The sequence below is a fragment of the Actinacidiphila sp. DG2A-62 genome (genome assembly GCF_035825295.1).
Lineage (GTDB): Bacteria > Actinomycetota > Actinomycetes > Streptomycetales > Streptomycetaceae > Actinacidiphila.
On record NZ_JAYMGI010000002.1, the window covers coordinates 6,726,788 to 6,752,741 of the forward strand.

At 74.6% G+C, this 25,954-nt stretch carries 21 protein-coding genes and 2 pseudogenes; 18 read left to right on the forward strand and 5 right to left on the reverse strand.

Annotated elements, in window-relative coordinates; translation table 11 throughout:
- Positions 1 to 13 precede the first annotated feature (13 nt).
- The 5 genes from rimO (at position 14) to VSR01_RS30225 (ending at position 4,108) form a co-directional block, all read left to right on the forward strand.
- Positions 14 to 1,606 (forward strand): 30S ribosomal protein S12 methylthiotransferase RimO, encoded by a 1,593-nt coding sequence (gene rimO, locus VSR01_RS30205; RefSeq protein WP_326452194.1) that lies wholly within the window; start codon positions 14 to 16, stop codon positions 1,604 to 1,606.
- Positions 1,603 to 2,316, forward strand: coding sequence for a CDP-diacylglycerol--glycerol-3-phosphate 3-phosphatidyltransferase (gene pgsA / locus VSR01_RS30210; RefSeq protein ID WP_326452195.1), 714 nt, complete (start codon positions 1,603 to 1,605; stop codon positions 2,314 to 2,316). The genes rimO and pgsA overlap by 4 nt, the downstream gene beginning before the upstream one ends.
- Positions 2,313 to 2,819 (forward strand): CinA family protein, encoded by a 507-nt coding sequence (locus tag VSR01_RS30215; RefSeq protein WP_326452196.1) that lies wholly within the window; start codon positions 2,313 to 2,315, stop codon positions 2,817 to 2,819. Before pgsA ends, VSR01_RS30215 begins: the two co-directional genes overlap by 4 nt.
- A gap of 197 nt (positions 2,820 to 3,016) precedes the next feature.
- The gene (locus VSR01_RS30220; protein ID WP_326452197.1) at positions 3,017 to 3,418 is read left to right on the forward strand and encodes a helix-turn-helix domain-containing protein; all 402 of its coding nucleotides are present in this window, start codon (positions 3,017 to 3,019) and stop codon (positions 3,416 to 3,418) included.
- A 219-nt stretch (positions 3,419 to 3,637) separates the two neighbouring features.
- On the forward strand, positions 3,638 to 4,108 hold the full coding sequence (locus tag VSR01_RS30225; RefSeq protein ID WP_326452198.1) for a Dps family protein: 471 nt from the start codon (positions 3,638 to 3,640) through the stop codon (positions 4,106 to 4,108).
- Between the two features lie 258 nt (positions 4,109 to 4,366).
- Here the strand turns inward: VSR01_RS30225 and VSR01_RS30230 are convergent.
- Positions 4,367 to 5,221, reverse strand: a pseudogene (locus VSR01_RS30230) (DNA-formamidopyrimidine glycosylase family protein); the annotation flags it as partial.
- A gap of 135 nt (positions 5,222 to 5,356) precedes the next feature.
- The gene (locus tag VSR01_RS30235) at positions 5,357 to 10,018 is read right to left on the reverse strand and encodes an ATP-dependent helicase (RefSeq protein ID WP_442785579.1); all 4,662 of its coding nucleotides are present in this window, start codon (positions 10,016 to 10,018) and stop codon (positions 5,357 to 5,359) included.
- 102 nt (positions 10,019 to 10,120) lie between these two features.
- Here VSR01_RS30235 and VSR01_RS30240 point away from each other — a divergent pair, with 102 nt between their 5' ends.
- The 7 genes and pseudogenes from VSR01_RS30240 to recX form a co-directional block, all read left to right on the forward strand.
- Positions 10,121 to 10,981: an AraC family transcriptional regulator gene (locus VSR01_RS30240; protein WP_326452200.1), complete on the forward strand. Its 861-nt coding sequence runs from the start codon at positions 10,121 to 10,123 to the stop codon at positions 10,979 to 10,981.
- Between the two features lie 10 nt (positions 10,982 to 10,991).
- The gene (locus VSR01_RS30245) at positions 10,992 to 11,720 is read left to right on the forward strand and encodes an AzlC family ABC transporter permease (protein WP_326452201.1); all 729 of its coding nucleotides are present in this window, start codon (positions 10,992 to 10,994) and stop codon (positions 11,718 to 11,720) included.
- On the forward strand, positions 11,717 to 12,043 hold the full coding sequence (locus tag VSR01_RS30250; RefSeq protein ID WP_326452202.1) for an AzlD domain-containing protein: 327 nt from the start codon (positions 11,717 to 11,719) through the stop codon (positions 12,041 to 12,043). Before VSR01_RS30245 ends, VSR01_RS30250 begins: the two co-directional genes overlap by 4 nt.
- A 142-nt stretch (positions 12,044 to 12,185) precedes the next feature.
- A complete protein-coding gene (locus VSR01_RS30255) occupies positions 12,186 to 12,380 on the forward strand; it encodes a DUF3046 domain-containing protein (RefSeq protein ID WP_326452203.1) in 195 nt (64 codons plus the stop codon).
- A gap of 125 nt (positions 12,381 to 12,505) precedes the next feature.
- Positions 12,506 to 13,621, forward strand: a complete 1,116-nt coding sequence (locus VSR01_RS30260; RefSeq protein ID WP_326452204.1) for an AI-2E family transporter — start codon at positions 12,506 to 12,508, stop codon at positions 13,619 to 13,621.
- Positions 13,622 to 13,845: 224 nt separating this feature from the next.
- Positions 13,846 to 14,970, forward strand: coding sequence for a recombinase RecA (gene recA, locus VSR01_RS30265; RefSeq protein ID WP_326452205.1), 1,125 nt, complete (start codon positions 13,846 to 13,848; stop codon positions 14,968 to 14,970).
- 13 nt (positions 14,971 to 14,983) lie between these two features.
- Positions 14,984 to 15,553, forward strand: a pseudogene (gene recX, locus VSR01_RS30270) (recombination regulator RecX); the annotation flags it as partial.
- A 47-nt stretch (positions 15,554 to 15,600) separates the two neighbouring features.
- Here recX and VSR01_RS30275 read toward each other — a convergent pair.
- Complete coding sequence (locus VSR01_RS30275; RefSeq protein WP_326452207.1) at positions 15,601 to 17,433, reverse strand: FAD-dependent monooxygenase; 1,833 nt, start codon at positions 17,431 to 17,433, stop codon at positions 15,601 to 15,603.
- Between the two features lie 341 nt (positions 17,434 to 17,774).
- Between VSR01_RS30275 and VSR01_RS30280 the strand changes: the two genes are divergently transcribed.
- Complete coding sequence (locus VSR01_RS30280) at positions 17,775 to 18,527, forward strand: response regulator transcription factor (RefSeq protein ID WP_326452208.1); 753 nt, start codon at positions 17,775 to 17,777, stop codon at positions 18,525 to 18,527.
- Positions 18,528 to 18,548: 21 nt separating this feature from the next.
- A complete protein-coding gene (locus VSR01_RS30285; protein ID WP_326452209.1) occupies positions 18,549 to 19,997 on the forward strand; it encodes a sensor histidine kinase in 1,449 nt (482 codons plus the stop codon).
- A 59-nt stretch (positions 19,998 to 20,056) separates the two neighbouring features.
- On the opposite strand, the gene VSR01_RS30290 is transcribed toward VSR01_RS30285, so the two are convergent.
- Positions 20,057 to 21,049, reverse strand: coding sequence for a TAXI family TRAP transporter solute-binding subunit (locus tag VSR01_RS30290; RefSeq protein ID WP_326452210.1), 993 nt, complete (start codon positions 21,047 to 21,049; stop codon positions 20,057 to 20,059).
- Between the two features lie 84 nt (positions 21,050 to 21,133).
- Here VSR01_RS30290 and miaB point away from each other — a divergent pair, with 84 nt between their 5' ends.
- Both miaB and VSR01_RS30300 read left to right on the forward strand, forming a co-directional pair.
- Positions 21,134 to 22,621, forward strand: a complete 1,488-nt coding sequence (miaB, locus tag VSR01_RS30295) for a tRNA (N6-isopentenyl adenosine(37)-C2)-methylthiotransferase MiaB (RefSeq protein WP_326452211.1) — start codon at positions 21,134 to 21,136, stop codon at positions 22,619 to 22,621.
- A 134-nt stretch (positions 22,622 to 22,755) separates the two neighbouring features.
- Positions 22,756 to 23,553 (forward strand): class III extradiol dioxygenase subunit B-like domain-containing protein, encoded by a 798-nt coding sequence (locus tag VSR01_RS30300; protein ID WP_326452212.1) that lies wholly within the window; start codon positions 22,756 to 22,758, stop codon positions 23,551 to 23,553.
- 341 nt (positions 23,554 to 23,894) lie between these two features.
- On the opposite strand, the gene VSR01_RS30305 is transcribed toward VSR01_RS30300, so the two are convergent.
- On the reverse strand, positions 23,895 to 24,122 hold the full coding sequence (locus VSR01_RS30305) for an antitoxin (protein WP_326452213.1): 228 nt from the start codon (positions 24,120 to 24,122) through the stop codon (positions 23,895 to 23,897).
- A 181-nt stretch (positions 24,123 to 24,303) separates the two neighbouring features.
- Between VSR01_RS30305 and miaA the strand changes: the two genes are divergently transcribed.
- Both miaA and VSR01_RS30315 read left to right on the forward strand, forming a co-directional pair.
- A complete protein-coding gene (miaA, locus tag VSR01_RS30310; protein ID WP_326452214.1) occupies positions 24,304 to 25,236 on the forward strand; it encodes a tRNA (adenosine(37)-N6)-dimethylallyltransferase MiaA in 933 nt (310 codons plus the stop codon).
- Positions 25,237 to 25,333: 97 nt separating this feature from the next.
- Entirely contained in the window at positions 25,334 to 25,939 is a 606-nt protein-coding gene (locus tag VSR01_RS30315) for a hypothetical protein (protein ID WP_326453901.1), read from the forward strand.
- The last annotated feature ends 15 nt before the right edge of the window (positions 25,940 to 25,954 follow it).

The following is a 25,954-nucleotide window of genomic DNA, read 5'->3' on the forward strand; positions in this document are numbered from 1 at the left end:
GTACTCTGGGCACATGCCCGAACCCCGTACCGTCGCTCTTGTCACGCTCGGCTGCGCCCGTAACGAGGTGGACTCGGAAGAACTGGCCGGCCTCGCGGCGGACGGCTGGCGACTGGTCGAGGACGCCGCCGAGGCCGACGTGGCGGTGGTGAACACCTGCGGCTTCGTCGACGCGGCCAAGAAGGACTCCGTCGACGCCCTGCTGGAGGCCAACGACCTCAAGGAACACGGCCGCACCCAGGCCGTCGTCGCGGTCGGCTGCATGGCCGAGCGGTACGGCAAGGAGCTGGCGGACGCGCTGCCCGAGGCGGACGGCGTGCTCGGCTTCGACGACTACGCGGACATCTCCGACCGGCTGCGGACCATCCTGTCCGGCGGCGTCCACGCGCCCCACACGCCGCGCGACCGGCGCAAGTTGCTGCCGGTCAGCCCCGCCGAGCGGCAGCACACGCACGGCGTGGCGCTGCCCGGACACGGCGAGGCCGCGGCCCCGGCGGGCGCGGCCCCGGCGTCGGGGGCGCGCAGCGCGGACCACCGGGCGGGCATCGCCGCCGACGCCGACGCCTTCGCGTCGGGCGCCGAGGACCTGCCCGAGGGGCTCGCGCCAGCCTCGGGTCCGCGCGCGCCGCTGCGCCGCCGCCTGGGCTCCGGCCCGGTCGCCTCGGTGAAGCTCGCCTCCGGCTGCGACCGGCGCTGCACCTTCTGCGCCATCCCGTCCTTCCGCGGCTCGTTCATCTCCCGCCGCCCCTCCGACGTGCTGGGCGAGACCCGCTGGCTCGCCGGACAGGGCGTCAAGGAGGTCATGCTCGTCAGCGAGAACAACACCTCCTACGGCAAGGACCTCGGCGACATCCGGCTGCTGGAGAGGCTGCTGCCGGATCTGGCCGCCGTCGACGGCGTCGAGCGGGTGCGGGTCAGCTACCTGCAACCCGCCGAGATGCGCCCGGGGCTGATCGACGTGCTCACCGGCACGCCCGGCGTCGTGCCGTACTTCGACCTGTCCTTCCAGCACTCCGCGCCGGCCGTGCTGCGCCGGATGCGCCGGTTCGGCGACACCGACCGCTTCCTGGAGCTGCTGGACACCATCCGGGCCAAGGCGCCCAAGGCCGGCGTGCGGTCCAACTTCATCGTGGGCTTCCCCGGCGAGACGGAGGAGGACCTGGCCGAACTGGAGCGCTTCCTCACCTCGGCCCGCCTGGACGCCATCGGCGTCTTCGGCTACTCCGACGAGGACGGCACCGAGGCGGCCGGCCTCGACGGCAAGCTGGAGGAGGACGTGGTGGCCGCCCGGCTCGCCCGGGTCTCCCGGCTGGCCGAGGAGCTGACCGCGCAGCGCGCCGAGGAGCGGCTCGGGTCGACCGTGCGCGTCCTGGTCGAGGACGTGGACGAGGAGACCGGCGAGGTCACCGGCCGGGCCGACCACCAGGCGCCGGAGACCGACGGGCAGGTCCTGCTCACCGCCACCGGCGGCTGGTGGCGGCCCGCGCCCGGGATGTTCGTGACGGCGAAGGTGACCGGGACCCAGGGCGTCGACCTGGTCGCGGAGCCGCTGGGCGTGCAGGACCCGGACACCGGCGCGGACGGCGCCGAGGGGGTGGCCAGATGACGGAAGCCCCCGAGTCGCCGCCGGCGACGCCCGACCACCTCGGGGACCCGGCGACCGGCACGGCGAGCCTGCTGAACGTCGCCAACCTGCTGACGGTGATCCGTCTGGTCCTGGTTCCCGGCTTCGTCCTCCTGCTCGTGCACGGCGACGGTCACGACCCCGCCTGGCGCTCCTTCGCGTGGGCGGCCTTCGCCGTCGCGATGATCACCGACCTCTTCGACGGGGAACTCGCCCGCCGCTACGGCCTGGTCACCGACTTCGGCAAGATCGCCGACCCGATCGCCGACAAGGCCATCATGGGCGCGGCGCTGGTCGGGCTGTCCGCGCTGGGCGACCTGCCGTGGTGGGTGACCGTCGTGATCCTGGTGCGCGAGCTGGGCATCACGCTCATGCGGTTCTGGGTGATCCGGCACGGCGTGATCCCGGCCAGCCGCGGTGGCAAGCTCAAGACGCTCACCCAGGGCGTCGCGGTCGGCATGTACATCCTGGTGCTCACCGGACCGCTGGCGTCGCTGCGCGCCTGGCTGATGGCCGCGGCGGTGGTGCTGACCGTCGTCACCGGCCTCGACTACGTCCGGCAGGCGATCGTGCTGCGCCGGGCCGGTCTGGAGGCGCGCCGGCGGCGGGCCGCGGCGGTGGTGGCCCGGGGCACGAAGGAGGAGGCGGCGGCGCACGAGGCGCACGCGCCGGGGCACGGGCAGGGCGTGTGAGCGCCGGCGCGGCCCCGCAGGTGCTCGGCCTGCTCCGCGAGCGGGGCTGGACGCTGGCCGTCGCCGAATCCCTCACCGGCGGTCTGGTCGCCGCGGATCTCGCCTCGGTCCCCGGTGCCTCACGCGCCTTCCGCGGGTCGGTGACCGCCTACGCCACCGACCTCAAGCACCGCCTGCTCGGCGTCGACGAACAGCTCCTGGCCGCAAGGGGAGCGGTGGACCCGCAGGTCGCGCGGCAGATGGCCGAGGGCGTACGGGACCGGCTGGGCGCCGATTGGGGCGCGTCGACCACCGGCGTCGCCGGCCCCGACCCGCAGGACGGCCGGCCGGTCGGCACGGTCTTCGTCGCGGTGGCGGGACCGCACGGAGCCGCCGTCCGGGCGCTGAGGCTGACCGGCGACCGTACCGCGATTCGTCGCGCATCCGTGACCGCGGTGCTGGAACTGCTCGCCGCGGAGGTGGGAAGGAGTACGGTTGCGGGTCCGGGCTCCGACGGGTCGTGAGCGTCCTGCCGGAGCCGGTACGAGCGCGCAGACGGGCGCCGGGAGGAGTCCGGGGCCCCAGGAGAGGGAAGAAGACGGGGGGCAGTGATGTTTGCAGCCCAGAGTGAACACGTCTTTGCTCCCCGCACGGCCGGTGCCCGAGGCGGTACGGTGGGGCGAGAAGGAAGCGGCTACGCGGTCCGAGGAGGGAGCCAGCGATGATCCTGCTCCGTCGCCTGCTGGGTGACGTGCTGCGTCGGCAGCGCCAGCGCCAGGGCCGCACTCTGCGTGAGGTCTCCTCGTCCGCCCGCGTGTCTCTCGGATACCTCTCCGAGGTCGAGCGGGGGCAGAAGGAGGCCTCGTCCGAGCTGCTCTCGGCGATCTGCGAGGCGCTCGACGTGCCGATGTCCGAAGTCATGCGCGAGGTCAGCGACGACCTCTCGCTCGCCGAGCTGGCCCAGTCGGCCGCGGCCGAGACCGCCGCGGCGCCGATGCGGCCGCTGCTGGGCTCCGTCACCTCTGTGACGTCCGTCACCTCCGTCACGTCCGCACCGGACGAGCGGATCACCATCAAGGCGCCGAAGAAGTCGGCGGAGGCCGTCGACGTGGTCGCGGCGTAGCCGCCCTTCGTCGCACACGGCCCGAGGCGGCGCAGCACGCCTCCCGCCTTCGCCGAGCCTGCCGACGGCGGCTCCGTACCGGGTGAGCATCCCGGGCGGAGCCGCTGTTGCTTTTGCCATGTGTACCGGCCGGGGGCAGGGTAGGCGAAGGACACCAAGGGGGACGACGGGGGAGCACCAAGGCCACCTGTCGGCGTCGATCCGCGAGGAGACAAGCGCATGAGTGTCGTGAAGAGCCCGCTGCCCGAGCAGTCCCGGAAGGTCGTCGGCGACGCCCTGCAAGGGGCGCTGGTCGATCTCATCGACCTGTCGCTGATCGCCAAGCAGGTGCACTGGAACGTCATCGGCCCCCGGTTCCGCTCCATCCACCTGCAACTGGACGACGTGGTGGACGCCACCCGTGCGGCCTCGGACACCGTCGCCGAACGCGCCTCCGCGATCGGCGTGTCCCCTGACGGCCGCGCCGGCACCGTCGCCAAGTCCAGCGGCATCGACACGGTGACCGACGGCTGGGTCAAGGACGGCGAGGTCGTCGAGATCATGGTGGCCGCCCTGGACGCCTCGATCACCCGGATGCGGGAGCGGATCGAGGCCACCGACGAGCCCGACCCGGTCACCCAGGACATTCTGATCGGCATCACGGCCGATCTGGAAAAGTTCCACTGGATGTTCCAGGCGGAGAACGTCTGAGGCCCGGCGATGGGTCCATGGGCGGAAGCCCTGGTCGTCGGCGGCTGGAGCCTGGGGCTCATACCGCTGCACGCCGTGCCGGTGCGCATGCCCGCGAGGGCGCGCGGCCGGGCGGCGCGGGGGCGGGCGCGGGGTCCGCGTCCGCCGCAGCGGTTCGGGCCGCCGGTGCGGCCCGAGCCTGGGCCGCTCTTGCGGCGTGAGCGGCCTGGAGCGGTGGGGTCGCCGGGTGCGTCGGCGCCGCCGCCCGGGGTGGCCGGGGCGACTGGGGCGGCCGGGACACCCGCCGGGCCTTCGGCTCAGGCGGCGCCCGATGAACCCGGCTCGGGGCCGGCCCCGCTGACAGCGGGGGCACCAGTACGCCACCCTGGCCCGGTCGCCCTGGCCGTGCTCCGCCTTCCTGACCGGTGTGCCGCACCTCAGACAGGGCTCGTGCTCGCGGCCGTACACCCAGTGCGTCCTGCCGCGCCGCGTGTCGCCGGTCGTCACATGGCCGGGGCGCGCCTTGTTCGCCTCCAGCAGGCGCTTGGCCAGCGCCACCAGCTTCTCCGGGGCCGAGACCTGCCCGAACGGCGTCCACGGCGTCACTCCGCGCAGGAAGGACAGCTCGGAGACGTACACATTGCCCACGCCCGCCAGATTGCGCTGGTCCAGCAGCGCTTCGCCGAGCGGGCGCTCCGGCTGCGCGGCCAAGGCGGCCAGCGCCCTGGCCGGGTCCCAGTCCGGGCCGAGCAGGTCGGGGCCGAGATGGCCCACGACGCCGTCCTCCTCCGCGGTCGGCAGCAGCTCCAGCACCGGCAGCCGGTAACCCACGGCCGTGCGCGCGCTCGTGGCCAGCACCGCCCGCACCTGGTGGGCAGGCCCGCCGCGCCACCGCTCGCCCGGCGCGTACAGGTGCCAGGAGCCGTCCATCTGCAGGTGCGAGTGCAGCGTCAGCCCGCCCTCCAGCCTGGTCATCAGGTGCTTGCCGCGTGCGACGACCTCCAGCGTCGTGCGCCCTGCCAGCTCCACCGTCGCCAGCCGCGGCACCCGCAGATCGGCCCGCACCAGGGGCTCCCCGGCCAATGCGGCGTTCAACCGGTGTGCGGTCAGCCAGACCGTGTCTCCTTCGGGCACCTGTCCATCATGCCCGTGCCGCGCCCGGGGCGGCGCCTGCCCTCCCGGGGACGCGTCCCGGTCGCGCCGGCCGCCTCCCGCCACCGCACTGACGCCACACTGGCACCGCCCTGACGGCGTCCCGTTCGGGGACGGTCAGAGGCCGTCGCGTAGGCGGAGGCCGCGGGGGGTGGCGTGGAAGCCAGCGGCCTCCAGGGCCTGGCCGAGGGGAGAGGTGAGCGCGGACTCGCCGTTGGTGCGCTCCACCGTCAGTCGGCCGAGGGCGCCCTCGCGAACCGCCAGGGCCAGCGCGTCCGCCGCGGCCTGCACGCGTATCTCGTCCAGGGGCCAGGCCAGCAGCGTCTTGCCGCCCCGCTCGACGTAGAGCGCCAGCTCGCCGTCGCTGAGGACGACCAGGGCCCCGGCCTTGCGCCCCGGCTTGTGGGTGACGCCCGGGGGCTGCTCGGGCCAGGGCAGCGCCGCGCCGTAGGGGTTGGCCGGGTCGGCGGCGGCCAGCACGACTGTGCGCGAACCGCCGTGGCGCTCCTCGTCCCGCTCCCTGGCGGTGCTCAGCGCGCGCAGCCGGTCCACCGCGCCGTCCATGGCGAACTGCGCCGCGCCCAGCCCCTCCACCACATAGCCCCGCCGGGCCTGCCCGGTCTCCTCGAAGGCCGACAGCACCCGGTAGGCGGCGGAGAACCCGCCCGCCACACCCTCCGCCGCCACCGCGCCCCGGGTGACCACGCCGTGCCGGTCCAGCAGGGTGTGCGTCAGAGCGTGCGCCCGGAGCGTCGCGTCGGACTCGGCCGCGGGAACCAGCGACCACCGGCCCGCCGTGGTCGGCGGCCCGGACCGCGACGCACCGGTGCGCGGCGCCCGCGCGGCCAGCGAGCTGTACCGGCCGCGGGGCACGGCACGCGGCGCCCGGTGCGCGGTGGAACCGGCGGTGCGGCCGGAGCCGAGGAGCGCGCGCAGCGGCGCAAGGGTGTCGTTGGTCAGCCGGCCCGACCAGGCCAGGTCCCACACCGCGTCCGCGATCTGCGGATCGGCGGCCTCCAGGCCCGCCGCCCGCACTCGGTCGGCGATCTGCCGGAAGAACAGTCCGTACCCGCCGTCCAGCGCGGCCAGCACCGCGGCGTGCAGCGGCGTCTGCTCCAGCGGCTGCGGGGGCGGCATCAGCAGCGGCGCGCTGTCCGCGAGATACAGCGACACCCAGCCGTCCTTGCCCGGCAGCGCCCCCGCCCCGGCCCACACGACCTCGCCGGAGGCGGTCAGCTCGTCCAGCATCGCCGGGGTGTATCCGGCCACCCGTGACGGCAGCACCAGCTTCTCCAACGCGGAGGCCGGCACCGCGGCGCCCTGCAACTGCTCGACGGCCCGCGCGAGGCCGTCCATGCCGCGCAGGCTGTGGGTGCCGACGTGCTGCCACTGCGGCAGGAACACCCCGAGCGTGGCCGGCGGCACCGGCTCCAGCTCCTGCCGCAGCGCGGCCAGCGACCGCCGCCGCAGCCGGCGCAGCACCGCGGCGTCGCACCACTCCTGGCCCGCGCCCTCCGGCCGGAACTCGCCCTGCACCACCCGACCCGAGGCGGCCAACCGGTGCAGCGTGCCGTCGGCGACCGCCGCCCCCAGCCCGAACCGCGCCGCCGCCTCGGCGGTGGTGAAGGGGCCGTGCGTGCGGGCGTAGCGGGCCAGCAGGTCGCCCAGCGGGTCCTTCACCGGCTCGGTGAACGCCACCGGCACGCCCACCGGCAGCGCCGTGCCCAACGCGTCCCTGAGACGGCCGGCGTCCTCCACCGCCGCCCAGTGCTCCGCGCCCGCGATGCGCACCCGGATCGCCCGGCGCGCCTCCTCCAGCGCCCCGGCCCACTCCGGCCGGCCGCCGCGCTCGGCCAGCTCCCCGGCGGTCAGCGGACCGAGCACCCGCAGCAGATCGGCGACGCCCTCGGCGTCCCCGATCCTGCGGTCCTCGGTCAGCCACTGCAGCTCCTGGTCCAGCTCGGCCAGCACCTCGGCGTCCAGCAGCTCCCGCAGCTCCGCCTGGCCGAGCAGCTCGGCCAGCAGCCGCGAGTCCAGCGACAGGGCGGCGGCGCGCCGCTCGGCCAGCGGCGAGTCCCCCTCGTACAGGAACTGCGCGACGTACCCGAACAGCAGCGAGCGGGCGAACGGCGACGCCTCCTGTGTGGTGACCTCGACCAGGCGGACCCGCCGGGCCTCGATGTCGCCCATCAGCTCCACCAGGCCGGGCACGTCGAAGACGTCCTGGAGACATTCGCGGACCGCCTCCAGCACGATCGGGAACGATCCGAACTCCGAGGCCACCTGGAGCAGCTGGGAGGCGCGCTGGCGCTGCTGCCACAGCGGGGTGCGCTTGCCGGGGCTGCGGCGCGGCAGCAGCAGCGCCCGGGCGGCGCACTCGCGGAACCGCGAGGCGAACAGCGCCGAGCCGCCGACCTGGTCGGTGACCAGCTGCTCGATTTCGCCCTTGTCGAAGGCGACGTCCGCCGCGCCCACCGGCGACTGCTCGGGGTCGTACTCCGCGCCGCTGAGCCGGGGGTCGGAGTCCAACAGGTCGAGGCCCAGCAGATCGGCGTCGGGCAGCCGCAGCACGATTCCGTCGTCGGCGTGCATCGCCTGGGCGTCCAGGCCGTACTTCTCCTGGAGCCGGGCGCCGAGCGCCAGCGCCCAGGGGGCGTGGACCTGCGCGCCGAACGGCGAGTGGATGATCACCCGCCAGTCGCCCAGCTCGTCCCTGAACCGCTCCACAACGATGGTGCGGTCGTCCGGCACATGGCCGCACGCCTGCCGCTGCTCGGCCAGATACGCCAGCACGTTGTCCGCGGCCCAGGCGTCCAGGCCCGCCGCGGTCAGGCGGGCGCGGGCGGCCTCGGGCGCCAGCGCGCCCACCTCGCGCAGCCACGCGCCCTGCGCCCGGCCCAGCTCCAGCGGGCGGCCCAATTGGTCGCCCTTCCAGAACGGCAGCCTGCCGGGCGCGCCGGGCGCGGGTGTGACCAGCACCCGGTCCCGGGTGATGTCCTCGATCCGCCACGAGGTGGTGCCGAGGGTGAAGACGTCCCCGACCCGCGACTCGTAGACCATCTCCTCGTCCAGCTCGCCGACCCGGCCGCCGCCCTTCTTGGGGTCGGCCCCGGCGAGGAACACCCCGAACAGCCCGCGGTCCGGGATGGTGCCGCCCGAGGTGACGGCCAGGCGCTGGGCGCCAGGTCGCCCCGTCACCGTGTTCGCCACCCGGTCCCACACCAGCCGGGGCCGCAGCTCCGCGAAGGCGTCCGAGGGATAGCGCCCGGCCAGCATGTCCAGCACCGCCGTGTACGCCGACTGCGGCAGCGACGCGAAGGGCGCGGCGCGGCGCACCACCGCGAGCAGTTCGTCCACGTCCCAGACGTCCATCGCGGTCATCGCGACGATCTGCTGGGCCAGCACGTCGAGCGGGTTGGCCGGCACCCGCAGCGCCTCGATGGCGCCCTCTCGCATCCGCTCGGTGACCACCGCGGACTGCACCAGATCGCCGCGGTACTTGGGGAAGACCACCCCCGTCGACACCGCGCCCACCTGGTGGCCGGCCCGGCCCACCCGCTGCAGGCCCGAGGCGACGGACGGGGGCGACTCCACCTGGACCACCAGGTCGACGGCGCCCATGTCGATGCCCAGCTCCAGGCTGGAGGTGGCCACGACCGCCGGCAGCCTGCCCGCCTTCAGATCCTCCTCCACCAGGGCGCGCTGCTCCTTGGAGACCGAGCCGTGGTGCGCCCGGGCCAGCACGGGAGCCGCGCCGCGGGCCGCGCCGGACTGCGCCATGATCTGCGCGGGCGACTGCTCGTCGGGCAGCGCCTCGCCCTGCGCGCGCTCGTGCGCCAGTTCGTTGAGCCTGTTGCACAGCCGCTCGGCCAGCCGCCGGGAGTTGGCGAAGACGATCGTGGACCGGTGGGCCTGCACCAGGTCGGCGATCCGCTCCTCCACGTGCGGCCAGATGGACGGGCGCTCCGCCGGACCGGCCGCGGGCCCGGTGTGCTCGGCGGCCTCGGTGACCGGCGAGCCGCCCAGTTCGCCGAGATCCTCGACCGGGACGACCACCGAGAGGTCGAAGTCCTTCTCGGACGGCGGCTGGACGATCGTCGCCCGGCGCTGGGGGGACAGATAGCGGGCGATCTCGTCCACCGGACGGACCGTCGCCGACAGGCCGATCCTGCGGGCCGGGCGGTCCAGCAGCTGGTCCAGCCGCTCCAGGGAGAGCGCCAGGTGCGCGCCGCGCTTGGTGCCGGCCACCGCGTGCACCTCGTCCAGGATCACCGTCTCCACCCCGCTCAGCGCCTCGCGGGCCGCGGAGGTCAGCATCAGGAACAGCGACTCGGGGGTGGTGATGAGGATGTCCGGGGGCCGGGCGACCAGCGCGCGGCGCTCGGCGGGCGGCGTGTCGCCGGACCGGATGCCGACCCGCACCTCGGGCTCCGGCAGTCCGAGCCGCACCGATTCCTGACGCAGACCCGCGAGCGGGCTGCGCAGATTCCGCTCGACGTCCACCGCCAGGGCCTTCAGCGGCGACACGTAGAGCACGCGGCAGCGGCGGCGCGCCTCGGCCGGCGGCGGGGTGGCGGCCAGCCGGTCCAGGGCGGCCAGGAAAGCGGCCAGCGTCTTCCCCGAGCCGGTGGGCGCGACGACCAGCACGTCCGACCCCTCCGCGATGGCCGACCACGCCCCTGCCTGGGCTGCGGTGGGCTCGCGGAAGGCCCCCGTGAACCACCCGCGGGTGGCCGGGGAGAAGCCGGCGAGGCTGCTGGGAATGGACTGATCGGACATGGCTCCCATCCTGCCTCGCGGGACCGACAGTCCGCTGGCCTCCGCGTCCGGCCTGTGGATAACTCCTGGCGCGGTCATACCGTCATGTCGTCACAATGGCGTATGAGCGACGGCGAGCGGGCACGGCACTGGGAGCATCCCGGGCTGCCCGGCGTCGACCTGCTCAGGGCCCGCTACATCCGCCACACCTTCGCCCGCCACGCGCACGACGGCTATGTCATCGCCGCGGTCACCGGCGGCGTCGAGGGCATCGGGCTGCCCGGCGGACCCGAGCGGGCCGGCCCCGGCCAGGTCGTGCTGATCAATCCCGAGGTCGCGCACACCGCCTACGCGGGGGCCGAGGGCGGCTGGAGCTACCGCGTGCTCTACCCGTCGCGCGAGGTCGTCGCCTCCGTGGCCGCCGAGACCACCGCCCTGCGGGGCACGCCCAGCTTCACCGCGCACGTCCTGGACGACCCCTGGGCCGCGCGCATGATCGCCGACGTGCACCGCGCCGCCGAGGGTGACGACCCGCTGGCCGCCGACACCGCCATGCGGCTGGTGGTGGCCCGGCTGCTCGCCGGGCACGCCGCCGCCTCCCCCTCGGCCCCGGCGCCCGCCGCGCCGCACGGCGCCGGTCCGGCCGCCGCGGCCCGCGCCCGCGACCTGCTCGCCGCCTCGCTGACCCGGCCGCCGAGCCTGTCACGTCTGGCCGCCGACACCGGCACCAGCCACTTCGCACTGCTGCGCGCCTTCAAACGCGCCTACGGGCTGCCGCCGCACGCCTGGCTGACCGGCGAACGCGTGCGGGTCGCCCGCCGGCTCCTGGAGGCCGGCCTCGGCCCCGCCGACACCGCTGCCGCCGTCGGCTTCACCGACCAGTCCCACCTGAACCGCCACTTCGGCCGCATCGTCGGCGTCCCGCCGGGGGCGTACCAGCGTGAGCGCAAGAACGTCCAAGACCGCGTCCGCCGCGATCCGTAGCGTCGGACGGGTGACCGCACCTTCCGTATCCCAGAGCAGCCCGGTTCCCCAGGAGCAGCCGTCCGCCGACCGCGCGGCCGTCGTGCGCGACGCGCTCGGCGTGGGTGTCGCCGTGGGCCTGTCGGGCTTCGCCTTCGGCGTCACCTCCGCCGGCGCCGGGCTCTCCCTGGCGCAGACCTGCGCGCTGTCCCTGCTGGTCTTCACCGGCGCCTCGCAGTTCGCCCTGGTCAGCGCGCTCGGCGCGGGCGGCAACCCCTTCGCCGCCGCGGCCGGAGCGCTCTTCCTCGGCACCCGCAACGCCTTCTACGGGCTGCGCCTGTCGCAGCTTCTGAGACTGCGCCCGGCCGTGCGCCCGCTGGCCGCCCAGTGGGTCATCGACGAGACCTCCGCCGTCGCCCTCGCCCAGCCCGACCGCTCCCGCGCCCGCCTCGGCTTCACGGTCACCGGCGCCACCCTGTACGCGCTGTGGAACCTGACCACCCTGGTCGGCGCGCTCGGGGCGTCCGCGCTCGGCGACCCCGACGCCTGGGGCCTGGACGCGGCGGGCCCCGCCGTCTTCCTCGCGCTGCTCGCGCCGATGGTGAAGGGCCGCACCGAGCGGGCCGTCGCGGGACTCGCCGTGGTGCTCGCCCTGGTGTGCCTGCCGCTGCTGCCCGCCGGCGTCCCCGTGCTCGTGGCAGCGCTGGCCGCGCCCGCGGTGCTGGCCGCCGCACGCCCGCGGACCCGGGCGGCGAGATGAGCGCCGCGGCCGACACCTGGACCGCCGTCGCGGTCACCGCCGCGGGCTGCTACGCGGTGAAGCTGACCGGCCTGTCCGTCCCCGCGGGGCTGCTCCAGCGGCCGGTGGTCAGGCGGCTCGCCGCCCTGGTCCCGATCGCCCTGCTGGCGGCGCTGACCGCGCTGCAGACGTTCGGCGCCGACGACCTGCGCCCGGTCCTCGACGCACGCTCGGCCGGGCTCGCCGCCGCGGCCCTCGCCCTGCTGCTGCGCGCCCCCTTCCTCGTGGTGGTCGCGGCCGCGGTGCTCGTCACCGCCGCCGTGCGCGCGATCGCCGGGGGATGACGCGATCGCCGGGGGACAAGCCGCGCGGCGATCCGTACGCCGGTCCCCGGACAGGGTCTGTCGCCCCGTCGCCCCGTCCCCCGGATACGGCCGCGCGCACCGCCGCACCCGCCCTCGTGACGGCCGCGCCATACTGGCACCCATGCGGCTGACGATTTTCTGGGAACGGATGCGCGCGCAGTTCGGCGAGACCTATGCCGACTCCTTCGCCCGCGACCATGTGATGTCCGAACTGGGCGGCCGCACGGTGATGGAGGCGCTGGAGGCCGGCTGGGAGGCCAAGGACGTGTGGCGCGCGGTCTGCGTCGCGATGGACGTGCCCCAGGCCCGCCGCTGACGGCCCGCCGAGGGCGCGCGGGCGGGCCGCGCTCCCCGCGGATACGGGCCGTGCGCCGGTCCGCTCATTGGTGCAAATGGGTTGATATCAGGACTTGACGCCCGGCGGACCCCAGACTTGGCCCTGTGGCAGGAAGCGAGGAGACCCGCGAGCCGGACGGTGGCCCGCCGCACGGCGAGGCGCGGGCGACCCGCGCTCGGATGCCCCGGTGGCTGCCGCGCGCCATGCTCCTCGCGCTCGCGCTGGTCGCCTGCTACCAGTTCGCGCACTGGGTCTTCAGCCGCCTGATCGGCCTGCTCGTCAACGTCCTGGTCTCCTTCTTCTGCGCCGTGGCCATCGAACCCGCGGTCGACTGGATGTCCCGCAGGGGCATGCGCCGCGGCCTGGCCACCGGCGTGGTGCTGCTGGTGCTGTTCCTCGCCTCGGCCGGCTTCGTCCTGGCCCTCGGCTCGCTGCTGGTCGACCAGATCAGCACGATCGCCGACAACCTGCCGCAGTACGTGCACGACGTCGTGGTGTGGATCAACCGCACCTTCGGCAGCCACCTGGACACCGGCCACCTCAAGGACCGGGTGTTGCACTCCGACTGGGTGCGCACCTACCTGTCCAACGGCGCCAGCAGCGTGTGGGGGATCTCGGCCACGGTCCTCGGCACCGTCTTCCAGATCTTCACCGTGCTGCTCTTCACGTACTACATGGCCGCCGACGGTCCCCGGCTGCGGCGCGCCCTGTGCTCCCTGCTGCCGCCCGCCCGGCAGGCCGAGGTGCTGCGCGCCTGGGACATCGCCGTCGCGAAGACCGGCGGCTACCTCTACTCGCGCGCGCTGATGGCCCTGATCTCCGGCGTCTGCCACTACGTCCTGCTGCAGGTGCTCGACGTCCCCTACGCGCCCGCCCTGGCGGTCTGGGTCGGCGTGGTCTCCCAGTTCGTGCCCACCGTCGGCACGTACCTGGCGGGCGCGCTGCCCGTCCTCATCGCGTTCACCGAGGACCCGTGGGACGCGCTGTGGGTGCTGTGCTTCGTCGCGGTCTACCAGCAGTTCGAGAACTACCTGCTGCAGCCGCGGATCACCGCGCGGACCGTGGACATCCACCCCGCGGTGGCGTTCGGCTCGGTGATCGCGGGGACGGCGCTGCTGGGCGCGGTCGGCGCGCTCATCGCCATCCCGGCGACCGCCACCCTCCAGGGCTTCTTCTCGGCCTACGTGCGGCGCTACGAGGTCGACGACCCGCGGTTGTGAGCGCCGCCCGGGCCCGCCGCCGCGTCCGCGCCGTGCCGGCCGTCACCGGACGGTCCGGGCGGGGCGCGGTCCGGCGGGTCGCTTGACATGAAAATCGAACAGCCATTCTTATGATGGGGCGGGTGGTTTTCCACAGGCCCGTGAAGACGTCCGGCGCGTTGTCAGTGGCAGGCGCTAGCGTCGTGGACGTGAAGCGATCGAACCAGACATCCCGGGTGGAACCCATGGCAGGAAACGACCGCGAGAAGGCGCTCGACGCCGCGCTCGCACAGATTGAACGGCAGTTCGGCAAGGGCGCCGTCATGCGCCTCGGCGACCGGCCGAATGAGCCCATCGAGGTCATCCCCACCGGGTCCACCGCCCTGGACGTGGCGCTGGGCGTGGGCGGCCTGCCGCGCGGCCGCGTGGTGGAGGTGTACGGCCCGGAGTCCTCCGGCAAGACCACCCTCACGCTGCACGCGGTGGCCAACGCCCAGCGGGCCGGCGGCACGGTGGCGTTCGTGGACGCCGAGCACGCCCTCGACCCCGACTACGCCAAGGCCCTCGGCGTCGACACGGACAACCTGATCCTGTCGCAGCCGGACACCGGCGAACAGGCGCTGGAGATCGTGGACATGCTGGTCCGCTCCGGCGCGCTCGACCTGATCGTCATCGACTCCGTGGCAGCCCTCGTGCCGCGGGCCGAGATCGAGGGCGAGATGGGCGACTCGCACGTGGGCCTCCAGGCCCGCCTGATGAGCCAGGCGCTGCGCAAGATCACCAGCGCGCTCAACCAGACGAAGACCACGGCCATCTTCATCAACCAGCTCCGCGAGAAGATCGGTGTGATGTTCGGCTCGCCGGAGACCACCACCGGTGGCCGCGCGCTGAAGTTCTACGCCTCGGTCCGGATCGACATCCGCCGGATCGAGACGCTCAAGGACGGCACCGACGCGGTCGGCAACCGCACCCGCGTCAAGGTGGTCAAGAACAAGGTCGCGCCGCCCTTCAAGCAGGCCGAGTTCGACATCCTCTACGGCCAGGGCATCAGCCGCGAGGGCGGCCTGATCGACATGGGCGTCGAGCACGGTTTCGTCCGCAAGTCCGGCGCCTGGTACACCTACGAGGGCGACCAGCTCGGCCAGGGCAAGGAGAACGTCCGCAACTTCCTCAAGGACAATCCCGACCTGGCGGACGAGATCGAGAAGCGCATCAAGGAGAAGCTCGGCGTGGGCGTCCCCAAGACCGAGGCGCCCGGCGCCCAGCCGGGCACGGACGCGGCGGGCCCGGCGGTGGACGCCCCGGTCGCGGCCAAGGCCGAGGTCCCGGCCCCGAAGAAGGCGACCAAGGCCACCGCCGCCAAGGCCTGACGCCATGGTGCGCAGGTCCCAGGAACGCGGCGGCTCTTCCGAGTCGAGGGCCTCGCGAGAGCCGCCGCTCGATCCGGAGGAGCAGGCGCGGGCACTCTGCCTGCGCCTGCTCACCGGAACCCCCCGCACCCGCAGGCAGTTGGCCGACGCGATGCGGAAGCGGGAGATCCCCGACGACGTGGCCGAGCACGTCCTGGAGCGCTTCCAGGACGTCGGCCTGATCGACGACCAGGCGTTCGCCAACGCGTGGGTGGAGTCCCGGCACCGGGGGCGCGGGCTGGCCCGCCGCGCCCTGGCCCGGGAACTGCACCACCGCGGGGTGGACGCGGAACTGGTCACCGAGGCCGTCGCCCTCCTCGACTCCGAGCAGGAGGAGGAGACCGCGCGGGAGCTGGTACGCCGCAGGCTCCCGAGCACCCGGGGACTCGACCGCGACAAGCGCATCCGCCGCCTCGCCGGCATGCTCGCCCGCAAGGGCTACTCGGAGGGCCTGGCCCTCACAGTGGTCCGCGACGCCCTCGCCCAGGAGCGCGCCGCCGGAGAAGCCGAGGACGACGGCGCCGAGCCCTGGCTGTGGGACTGAACCGGTCGCCCGGAGGCCGTCGCACGGCTCCGGAGGCCGTCGCACGGCTAGCGGGTCGTGCCGCCCACCCGGCGTCCGTTCTGCTTGCCGCCGGCCGCCCGGCCCCCGCCGGCCGCCTCGCCGCGAGGCGCACCAGGCGCGCCCGGCGCACCAGACGTGCTCCCGAGCGCGGGCGGCAGGTCCTCGTCCGCTGCGCCCGGAGTCGGCGGGCCGCCGCGCGCCAGGTCGGCGTAGGAGTACAGCTCGGCCGGGCGGCAGCCCACCATCGCCGTCACCAGCCGGCCGTCCGGCCGGATGAGCAGCACGGTGTGCGCGGTGGCGCCCGGATAGCCCTCCGCCACGAGCAGTTCGGCGCGGGTCGGCAGCGCGGCCACCGCGGAGGCCAGCCGCGGCATCAGCCCCGCGGTCAGCCAGTGCCGGGAGTCCCACACACCGGTGCCCGGGGCGATCAGCACCACCACCAGGCCCCGGCCCAGTCGGTCGCGCAGCCGCCCCACGGTGCCGTCCAGCGCGGTCACCGGGACATCGCTGACCAGGCCGCCCGGCGGGGTGTCGCAGTCGGCCACCAGCGGGGACGCGCCGGTCCTGCCGCCGCCGCGGGGCGCGGGGAGCGCCAGCGGCGAGCGGAGGTAGGCCGAGGCGGCGGCGCTGCCGCGCCCCAGATGGCTGTCGGTGAGGATCTCGGCCTGGCCGCGCGAGGAACCCGACAGGCTCTGCCGCACGGTCTGCCAGGCCCCGGTCGCCCGCAGCAGCGGCAGCGCCTGGTCGGCGGCGCGCAGCCGGAGTCCGACGGCGCCGCGGCGCTCGGCCTCGTAACTGTCCAGCAGCAGCCGGGACGCGCCGTCGTGCCAGGCCAGGCCGAGCTTCCAGGCGAGGTTCTCGGCGTCCCGCAGTCCCTCCTCGACGCTCTGCGCGCCCAGCGCCCCCATCAGGTGCGCCGCGTCGCCGGCCAGGAAGACCCGTCCGGCCCGCCAGCGGCGTGCCAGCCGCTGATGCACCGGGTAGTCGGCCGAGCCGATCACCTCGTACGCGGGCACATGCCCGCACCAGGCGGTCAGCGAGGACCGTACCCGGTCCACCAGCGCGTCGGAGGTGAGCCGGCCGCCCTGGACCGGCAGCAGCCAGTCCAGCCGCCACAGGTCGCCCGGCAGCGGCCTGGCGGTGATCTCCTGCCCGGCCGGGGCGCCGGGCGGGTCGCGGTGCAGCAGCGCCACGCCGGGCTCCGGCAGTTCGGTGCGCAACACCGCGACCGCGTGCCGGTCCACCCCGGTGCGCCCGGGGAACCGTACGCCCAGCAGCTTGCGGACCGTGGACCGGGCGCCGTCGCAGCCCACCAGGAAGCTGCCCCGCCACCAGGTGTCGTGGGAGCCGGTGGTGTGCACGTTCACACCGCGGCCGTCCTGTTCGACCGTGTCGGCTTTGCAGCCCGGCACGATCCGCACCGAGCCGCAGGTCAGCAGCGCCGCGCGGAGTCCCTGCTCCAGCAGGTGCTGGGCGATGTGGACCGGGGCCTCCGAGGTCCAGGAGCCGGCGCCCGCCCCCGTCCCACCGGCCCCGGCCCCGCCTGCGCCACCGGGAGCCGCGCCCGCCCCCGCGTCCGCGCCGAAGTCGATCCGCAGCAGCTCGGTGCGGCGGCGCAGTGTGCGCCAGCCCGCCCAGGTCATACCGTCCTGGCGCAGCCGGCCGTAGCCCAGCCGCTCCAGGTTCGCGGCCGTGGCGGGCCCGAGGACCGCGGTCCGCAGACGCCGCATCCCCTCGGAAACGGAACTGTCGGGCGTCTCCGCCTCGTCCAGCACAATGACGGGGACGTCGCGGCGGCCCAGCCCCAAAGCGAGGGCGAGGCCCGTCGGGCCCGCCCCCGCGACGATCACCGGGTCCACGCAGCGGCCCCCGGAAGAAGTGCGGTCACAAAACGTATGCAACTCACTGCGACTGCCCACGTCAAGCGACGGTCCTCCCTCGGCGCGGTGTTCCGACGGCACGTCAGAGGCGCACCGGGGCACGCGGGCGGCGCCGGTGACGCGTACCGGGTCGGTAACGGTCGGGGGTGTGAGCCGGTACACCCTTGACGCACCCCGCCCCCATCGGCGTGGATTCGGTCGGGACGGTCCGAAGAACGACCGGAAAACGCCGGTGGAACATCCGTCCCGTGAGACGGCCGGCGCCACACCGCCGGCCCGCCGAGGACGGCGCAAGGGACTGGAAAGAGGTGAGGTGGCACGTGCGACTGCTTCTCGTGGAGGACGACGACCGCGTGGCCGCCGCGCTCTCCGCGGTCCTCGGCCGGCACGGCTTCGACGTCCACCACGCGCGCAGCGGCGAGGAGGCCATCCAGGCCATCCTGCCCGGTCAGGGACCCGCCTTCGACTGCGTGCTGCTCGACCTCGGGCTCCCGGACCAGGACGGCTTCGAGGTGTGCAGCAGGATCCGGCGCCGCACCGCCACCCCCGTGATCATGGTGACCGCCCGCGCCGACGTCCGTTCCCGCATCCACGGCCTGAACCTCGGCGCGGACGACTACGTCGTCAAGCCGTACGACACCGGTGAACTGCTGGCCCGCATCCACGCCGTCAGCCGCCGTCCGCCGCTGCGCCCGCCCGGCGACGTGCTGCCGGACGCCGACGGCTCGCCCGCCGACGACGGCGGCCACGGCGCGGCGGCCCCGGGACCCGGCGGCCCGGCGCTGCGCCTCGGGCCCGTCGCCATCGACCTGCCGACCCGCCAGGTCACCGTGGACGGCGCGCCGGTCGCGCTGACCCGCAAGGAGTTCGACCTGCTGGCGCTGCTGGCGCAGCGCCCCGGCGTGGTCTTCCGCCGCGAGCAGATCATCAGCCAGGTGTGGCGCACCGCGTGGGAGGGCACCGGCCGCACCCTGGAGGTGCACGTCGCCTCGCTGCGCTCCAAGCTGCGCACCCCGGAGATGATCGAGACGGTGCGCGGCGTCGGCTACCGGTTCGTCGTACCGGCCCGCTGACGGACGGCGAGGAACGCCCGCGTGCGCTCACGACTGCTCCCGCTGCTCATCGTGCTGATGGCCGGCGTCCTGCTCGCCCTCGGCTTCCCGCTCGCCGCCAGCCAGGCCGCCGCCCAGCAGCAGCGCGTGGTCGTCGACCGGATCGACGACACCACCCGCTTCGCGGCGCTGGCCCAGTTCGTCACCGCGGGCGACGAGCAGACCTCCGTGGGCCCGGACGACGACGAGCGGCTGCACACCCTGCGCACCGAACTCGCCCGCTACCAGGAGCTGTACGGCATCAGCGCGGGCGTCTTCTACCGCGACCGCACCGCGATGGCCACCGCCCCGGTGCACTGGCGGCTGCCGGCCCGCGGCGAGCTGTTCGACGCGTACTACTCCGCGCTGCTCGGGCGGCGCGCCCACAATCCGGAGCAGGTGTGGCCGTGGCAGCGCCGCAGGCTCGCCATCGCCTCGCCCATCGTGCGCGACGGCGACGTGGTCGCGGTCGTCGTCACCGACTCGCCCACCGGCGCCCTGCGGTCCCGCATCCTGCACGGCTGGCTGCTGCTGATCGCCGGCGAGTTGGCCGCGATGGCGCTCGCGGTCCTCTTCGCGGTCCGGCTGACCGCGTGGGTGCTGCGGCCGGTCGCGACCCTGGACCGGGTCACCCACGACATCGCGACCGGCAGGATGACCTCCCGTGTGGAGGAATCCGGCGGTCCCCCGGAACTCAGGCGCCTGGGCCGGTCGTTCAACGAGATGGCCGACCACGTCGAACAGGTGCTGGAGCAGCAGCGCGCGTTCGTCGCCGACGCGTCCCACCAGCTGCGCAACCCGCTGTCCGCGCTGCTGCTGCGCATCGAGCTGCTCGGGCTCGAACTGCCGGACGGCCACACCGAGGCCGAGTCGGTCAAGGAGGAGGGCCAGCGCCTCGCCCAGGTGCTGGACGACCTGCTGGGACTCGCGGTCGCCGAGAGCTCGGGCAGCCGCCGGGTCAGCACCGACGTCGCGGAGCTGGTCCGCGTCCGGGTCGCGGCGTGGGAGCCGGCCGCCCGCCACGCCCAGGTGCGCGTACGCCTCGACGAGCCCGCGGGCGCCGGCGCCGAGGTGACCGCCTGGGCGGACCCGGTCGCGCTCTCCAGCGCCCTGGACGCGGTGCTGGACAACGCGATCAAGTTCACGCCGGCGGACGCGACGGTGACGGTGACGGTGGCGGTGGGGGTCGACGCGGCCGGCGACCACGCCGCGATCACCGTCGCCGACAGCGGCCCCGGCCTGACCGAGGAGGAGCTGTCCCGGATCGGCGACCGGTTCTGGCGCAGCGCCCGCCACCAGAACGTGCACGGATCGGGGCTGGGCCTGTCCATCGCCCGCGCCCTGCTCGCGCAGAGCGGCGGCGGCCTCGCGTTCGCCACCCGAGAGCCGCACGGCCTGGAGGTCACGCTCACCGTGCCGCGCACCGCGCCGGTCAAGGCACAGCCCGGTTGACGGCTACCGCTACCGGTACGGCTGACCGCTACCGCTACCGCTACCGCAACGGCTGACCGCTACGGCTTGACCGACCGGTAGTACCGCGCCGCGCCCGTGTGCAGCGGCAGCGGATCGGTGAAGACGGCGGTGCGCAGGTCCACCAGCTGCGCCGCGTGCACCTCCTTGCCGATCGCGTCCCGGCTGTCGATCACCGCACGGGTCAGCCGCTGCACCAGCCCGGCGTTCGCCTGGTCCGTGGTGACCAGCAGGTTCGCCACCGCGATCGTCGAGACCGGCCGGCCGCCCTGTGCCTTGGGGTACGCGTCCGCCGGCATGACCGCCTGACGGTAGTACTGCATCTGCGGACCCATCGCGTGCAGCCTGCCGACCAGGTCGCCGAGCTGCACCAGCTTGATCCGGTCCACCGGCGTGGCCATCGCCGTGATCGCCGCGGTGGGCAGCCCGCCGGACCAGAAGAACGCGTCGAGCCGGCCGCCCAGCAGCATCCCCGGGGCCTCGTCGATGCCGACCGGAACCGCCTTGATGTCGGTGTCGATGTCGAGGCCGGCCGCGGCCAGCAGCCGGCGCGCGATCAGGTTCACGCCGGAGGCGCCCTGCCCGATGCCGACGGTCAGGCCGCGCAGGTCGCGGGCGGATCGCACCGGCGAGTCACGCGGCACGACGAGCTGCATGTAGTCGTCGTACAGCCGCGCGCAGGCGCGCAGCCGGGATTTGCCCGGGCCGTCGTACGCCGCCACCGCGTCCGCGGCGGCGATGGTGAAGTCGGCGTGCCCGGCGACCACCCGCTCGATGTTGTCGACCGACCCCTGGGTGTTCACCAGGTCGACCCGCACCCCCGGCAGCGCCGTCCGCAGGTCGGTCTTCAGCAGCTTCCCGTACGTCTCGTAGACGCCGTCGCGCACCCCCGTCGCCAGCGAGATCGGCCGGTGCGGGTACGACGGGCCGCCGGACGGCAGCAGCCACCACAGCAGCAGGGCCAGCACCGACGCGGCCGCCAGCACCGCCTGCACCGGCCCCGGCAGGCGTCCGCGGAGGCGGGAGAGGTCCATACCGGGCGATCCTGCCAGCACCGGGACGATCCGCGGAAGGGGCGGGCGGCCCGGCCGCGGGACCACGTACTCTGGTTGATTGTTATGAGCGCGCGCACTTACGAGGTCCGCACCTACGGGTGCCAGATGAACGTCCACGACTCCGAACGGCTGTCCGGCCTCCTGGAGGACGCGGGCTATGTCCGCGCACCCGAGGGCGCCGACGGCGCGGATGTCGTCGTCTTCAACACCTGCGCGGTGCGGGAGAACGCGGACAACCGCCTCTACGGCAACCTGGGCCAGCTCGTCCCCAAGAAGGCCGCGCGGCCGGGGATGCAGATCGCCGTCGGCGGCTGCCTGGCGCAGAAGGACCGCGACACCATCGTCAAGCGCGCCCCCTGGGTGGACGTGGTCTTCGGCACGCACAACATCGGCCGGCTGCCGGTGCTCCTGGAGCGGTCCAGGATCGCCCAGGAGGCGCAGGTCGAGATCGCCGAGTCGCTGGAGACGTTCCCCTCCACGCTGCCCTCACGCCGCGAGTCCGCGTACGCCGCCTGGGTGGCGATCTCCGTGGGGTGCAACAACACCTGCACCTTCTGCATCGTGCCGGCGCTGCGCGGCAAGGAGAAGGACCGCCGCCCCGGCGACGTGCTCGCCGAGGTCGAGGCGCTGGTGGCCGAGGGCGTCATCGAGGTCACCCTGCTCGGGCAGAACGTCAACGCCTATGGCTCCGACATCGGCGACCGCGAGGCGTTCGGCAAGCTGCTGCGCGCCACCGGCGGCGTCGAGGGCCTGGAGCGCATCCGCTTCACCTCGCCGCACCCGCGCGACTTCACCGACGACGTGATCGCCGCCATGGCCGAGACGCCCACGGTGATGCACCAGCTGCACATGCCGCTGCAGTCGGGCTCCGACCGGGTGCTCAAGGCGATGCGCCGCTCGTACCGGCAGGACCGCTACCTGGGCATCATCGAGAAGGTGCGCGCGGCGATGCCCGACGCGGCGATCACCACCGACATCATCGTGGGCTTCCCCGGCGAGACCGAGGAGGACTTCGAGCAGACCCTGCACGTGGTGCGCGAGGCCCGCTTCGCCCAGGCGTTCACCTTCCAGTACAGCAAGCGGCCCGGCACGCCCGCGGCCGAGATGGACGGCCAGATCCCCAAGGCGGTCGTGCAGGAGCGCTACGAGCGTCTGGTCGCCCTCCAGGAGGAGATCTCCTGGGCGGAGAACAAGAAGCAGGTCGGGCGGACCCTGGAGGTGCTGGTCGCCGAGGGCGAGGGCCGCAAGGACGACGCGACCCGGCGGATGTCCGGACGCGCCCCCGACAACCGGCTGGTGCACTTCGAGCCGCCCGCCGAGCCGGTCAGGCCCGGCGACATGGTGACCGTCGAGGTCACGTACGCGGCGCCGCACCACCTGCTCGCCGAGAAGCCCGCGCTGGGCGTCCGGCGGACCCGCGCGGGCGACGCCTGGGAGCGCCGCAGCGCCGCTCCTGCCAAGCCGGCCGGCGTGATGCTGGGCCTGCCGACGATCGGTGCCCCGGCGCCGTCCGCGCAGCCCGTGACGGCCGGCGGCTGCGCGGTCGACTGAGCGCCCGGCCGCACGAACGATCGGCGCACGGTCGGTCGGCGCACGGTCGCCGAGGGGCCCCGGCGCGCGCCGGGCGCGGGCGCGGCGCGAGGTGTCGGTGGGCGGTGTCGGTGGGCGCGAGTAGGGTTCCGCACATGCTCGTCGCCGCCGCTGTCTGCCCCTGCCCGCCGCTGCTGGTCCCGGAGGTCGCGGCGGGCGCCGCGTCCGAGTTGGACGCCCTGCGCCGGGCGTGCGCCGACGCCATCGGCGTGCTCGCCGCCTCGCGCCCCGAGCGGCTGGTCGTGATCGGTCCCGCGGAGCGCCCCAGCCGCGGCGTGTTCCCGCCCGGCGCCGCCGGCTCCTTCCGTGCGTTCGGCGTCGACCTGGACGTGACCCTGGGGGAGGCGGAGGCCGGCGCTGCGGACGGCGCCGAGGCCGCGGCGGACTCCGGGACGGAGGACGGCTCGGGGCCCGGTGCCGAGACCGGCGCGGCGGGCGGCGCCCCGGCGCAGGCGCCGCCGCTGCCGCCCTCGCTGGCCGTCGCCGCCTGGCTGCTGCGCGGCTGGAAGGCGGCGCCGGTCGAAGGGCTGGGCGTGGGGGAGCAGCTGGAGCCGGACCGGTGCGCCGCCGCGGGCCGGGCCGTCGCGGGCTCCGCCGAACGGGTGGCGCTGCTGGTGATGGGCGACGGCAGCGCGTGCCGTACGGTCAAGGCGCCCGGCTATCTGGACGAGCGCGCCGAGTCGTTCGACGCCGAGATCGCCCGGGCCCTGGGGTCCGCCGACGTCGGCGCGCTGGCCGCCCTCGACCCGGAGCTGGCCCTGGAGCTTCAGGCGGCCGGCCGCGCCCCCTGGCAGGTGCTCGCGGGCGCCGCGGAGGAGGCCCACCTGGGCGGAGAGCTGCTGCACGAGTCGGCGCCCTATGGCGTCGGGTACTTCGTGTCGTCCTGGACCTGAGCGCGGCGGTCTGGACGGCGGCGTGCCCGGGTGCGTCGCGGATACGAGCCGGGCGGATCGTCGAGCCGAGCGGATACGAGCCGGGCGGCGCGTACGGCCGGGGCGTGGACGCGCGGAACGACCGGTGAACCGGTGAACACCCGTGAACGAGGACGGGCCGCGGATGGTGGAAATCCGCGGCCGTCCGGCAAGGGGTGACTCGCCTCCCACGGCCCCGGAGGGACCCGGCCGGTCGGAAGGGGCCGGGCGACCGGACGGGTCGTCGTGGCGGCCGGAGGAGGCCGTGAGGCGGTCGTGGGGGAGGTCGTGGAGCCCGAGGGCTCGGGGGACCCGGGGAGGGCTCAGGCCGAGCCGCCGCCACCTTGGTCGCCGTAGTTGTGCGCGGCGTTCTTCGCCTTGTCCACGCCGGAGTCGATCTGGCTGCTGTACTTGCCGCCGGTCTTGGAGTCGACGGCCCGGCCTGCCTTGTCGAGGCCCTGGTCGACCTTGTCCCCGTGCTGGCGCATCATGTCGGAGGCCTTCCCCTTCGACATGCCGAGCTTTTCCTTGAGCGTGTCCATGAAGCTCATCTCGCACCTTCCCTCGAAGAACTTCTCTCGAAGATGACGGCCAAGGAAGGGGCGGGGTGCGCCGTCGCACCCTCCGGGCCGGGCCCATGAAGGCTCAGACCATGACAAAACGCCCTTCACTTCTTCCGACCATACCCGCGGTCCCGGCTTTTCGCTCCGGGGGCTTTGGGACACTGGGGGAGTGAAGAACCGTGTCATCGCCGTCGTCGGCCCCACCGCGGCCGGGAAGTCCGACCTGGGGGTCGCGCTGGCCCGGCGGCTCGGCGGCGACGTGGTCAACGCCGACTCCATGCAGCTCTACCGCGGCATGGACATCGGCACCGCCAAACTCACGCCCGCCGAGCGCGGCGGCGTCCCGCACCACCTGCTCGACGTCTGGGACGTCACCGAGACCGCGAGCGTCGCCGACTACCAGCGAATGGCCAGGGCCGAGATCGACCGGCTGCACGCCGAGGGACGGGTGCCCGTCCTGGTGGGCGGCTCCGGGCTCTACGTGCGGGCCGCGCTCGACGTGATGGAGTTCCCGGGCACCGACCCCGCCGTGCGGGCCCGCCTGGAGGCCGAACTGGAGACCCTCGGGTCCGGCGCGCTGCACGCCCGGCTCGCCGCGGTGGACCCCGAGGCCGCCCGCGCGATCCTGCCCGGCAACGGCCGACGGATCGTCCGCGCGCTGGAGGTGGTCGAGATCACCGGACGGCCCTTCACCGCCAACCTGCCGGGCCACGAGTCCTTCTACGACACCGTGACGATCGGCGTGGACGTGCCGCGCCCCGAACTGGACGAGCGGATCGCCCTGCGGGTGGACCGGATGTGGCAGGCCGGGCTGGTGGAGGAGGTGCGCGCCCTCGAATCCGCCGGACTGCGCGAGGGCCTCACCGCCTCCCGCGCGCTGGGCTACCAGCAGGTGCTGGCCGCGCTCGCGGGCGAGTGCGGCCTGGACGAGGCGCGCGCCGAGACCGTACGCGCCACCAAGCGCTTCGCGCGCCGTCAGGACTCGTGGTTCCGGCGCGACCCGCGGGTGCACTGGCTCTCCGCGCGGGGCGGGGAACTCACCGAACAGTCCCTGGCGTTGGTCGGACAAGCTCCGAAAAGCGGTCACAGCCTGATCACGTGATGGCATCGGGACGCCCCGGCGTCCCGGAGCACGCCCGCGACCGTGCCATCATCGAGCATCGAGCTACGGTGTCGGAGACTTGGGAGGGCGCGTGGCAATGGCAGCCGGCCCGCGCGACACACCCCACGGACGCGACACCGCCGCGGACTCCGGCGCCGCGCGCGAACCGCGGGAGGGACGCGTCCCGGAGTCCCGCGGCCCGCGCGAGTCCATGGACGCGATGGAGTCCGAGGACCCGGGCGATCGACTCGAACCCCTGGAACCGGGGGAGCCCCTGGGCTCGTTGGAGTCTCTGGAGTCACTCGACCCCCTCGGGCGACTTGAGCCGCTCGGGTCCGCCGAGGAGCTGCCGCCGATCGAGGACGGCGAGTCCTTCAGGGAGCTGCGCCCCGCCCGGCGGCTGAGGATCTGGCAGCTCGCGCCGATCACCGCGCTGGCCGTCGGCGGCTCGCTGATGTTCGCCTTCCCGCTGGCCTTCGAGTCCGGCGACGCGGGCCCCGTGGTGGCCATGCTCGGCCTGCTGCTGTGCTGCTGCGCGGCCGGATGGGGTCTGATGGCCGCCCGCCGGCTCGGCCAGACCTGGCCGGGACTGCCCTCCCGCGGCTCGGGCGCGCGCCCGGACTGGCGCTTCGTGGCGGGCTACGCGGTGCTGATCGCGCTCGTCGCGGTGCTCGCGGTGTGGCGGGTCGCGCGGCTGCGCTGAGCGGGCGACGCGGGA

Excerpts from the sequence above, each read along its gene's own strand:
- VSR01_RS30255 (WP_326452203.1), top strand. The coding sequence starts at position 12,186 with ATGCGGCTGACGATTTTCTGGGAACGGATGCGCGCGCAGTTCGGCGAG.
- VSR01_RS30220 (WP_326452197.1), top strand. The coding sequence starts at position 3,017 with ATGATCCTGCTCCGTCGCCTGCTGGGTGACGTGCTGCGTCGGCAGCGC.
- VSR01_RS30290 (WP_326452210.1), bottom strand. The coding sequence starts at position 21,049 with ATGGACCTCTCCCGCCTCCGCGGACGCCTGCCGGGGCCGGTGCAGGCG.
- VSR01_RS30305 (WP_326452213.1), bottom strand. The coding sequence starts at position 24,122 with ATGAGCTTCATGGACACGCTCAAGGAAAAGCTCGGCATGTCGAAGGGG.
- recA (WP_326452205.1), top strand. The coding sequence starts at position 13,846 with ATGGCAGGAAACGACCGCGAGAAGGCGCTCGACGCCGCGCTCGCACAG.
- rimO (WP_326452194.1), top strand. The coding sequence starts at position 14 with ATGCCCGAACCCCGTACCGTCGCTCTTGTCACGCTCGGCTGCGCCCGT.
- VSR01_RS30250 (WP_326452202.1), top strand. The coding sequence starts at position 11,717 with ATGAGCGCCGCGGCCGACACCTGGACCGCCGTCGCGGTCACCGCCGCG.
- VSR01_RS30240 (WP_326452200.1), top strand. The coding sequence starts at position 10,121 with ATGAGCGACGGCGAGCGGGCACGGCACTGGGAGCATCCCGGGCTGCCC.
- VSR01_RS30235 (WP_442785579.1), bottom strand. The coding sequence starts at position 10,018 with ATGTCCGATCAGTCCATTCCCAGCAGCCTCGCCGGCTTCTCCCCGGCC.
- pgsA (WP_326452195.1), top strand. The coding sequence starts at position 1,603 with ATGACGGAAGCCCCCGAGTCGCCGCCGGCGACGCCCGACCACCTCGGG.
- miaB (WP_326452211.1), top strand. The coding sequence starts at position 21,134 with ATGAGCGCGCGCACTTACGAGGTCCGCACCTACGGGTGCCAGATGAAC.
- VSR01_RS30225 (WP_326452198.1), top strand. The coding sequence starts at position 3,638 with ATGAGTGTCGTGAAGAGCCCGCTGCCCGAGCAGTCCCGGAAGGTCGTC.
- VSR01_RS30300 (WP_326452212.1), top strand. The coding sequence starts at position 22,756 with ATGCTCGTCGCCGCCGCTGTCTGCCCCTGCCCGCCGCTGCTGGTCCCG.
- VSR01_RS30315 (WP_326453901.1), top strand. The coding sequence starts at position 25,334 with ATGGCAGCCGGCCCGCGCGACACACCCCACGGACGCGACACCGCCGCG.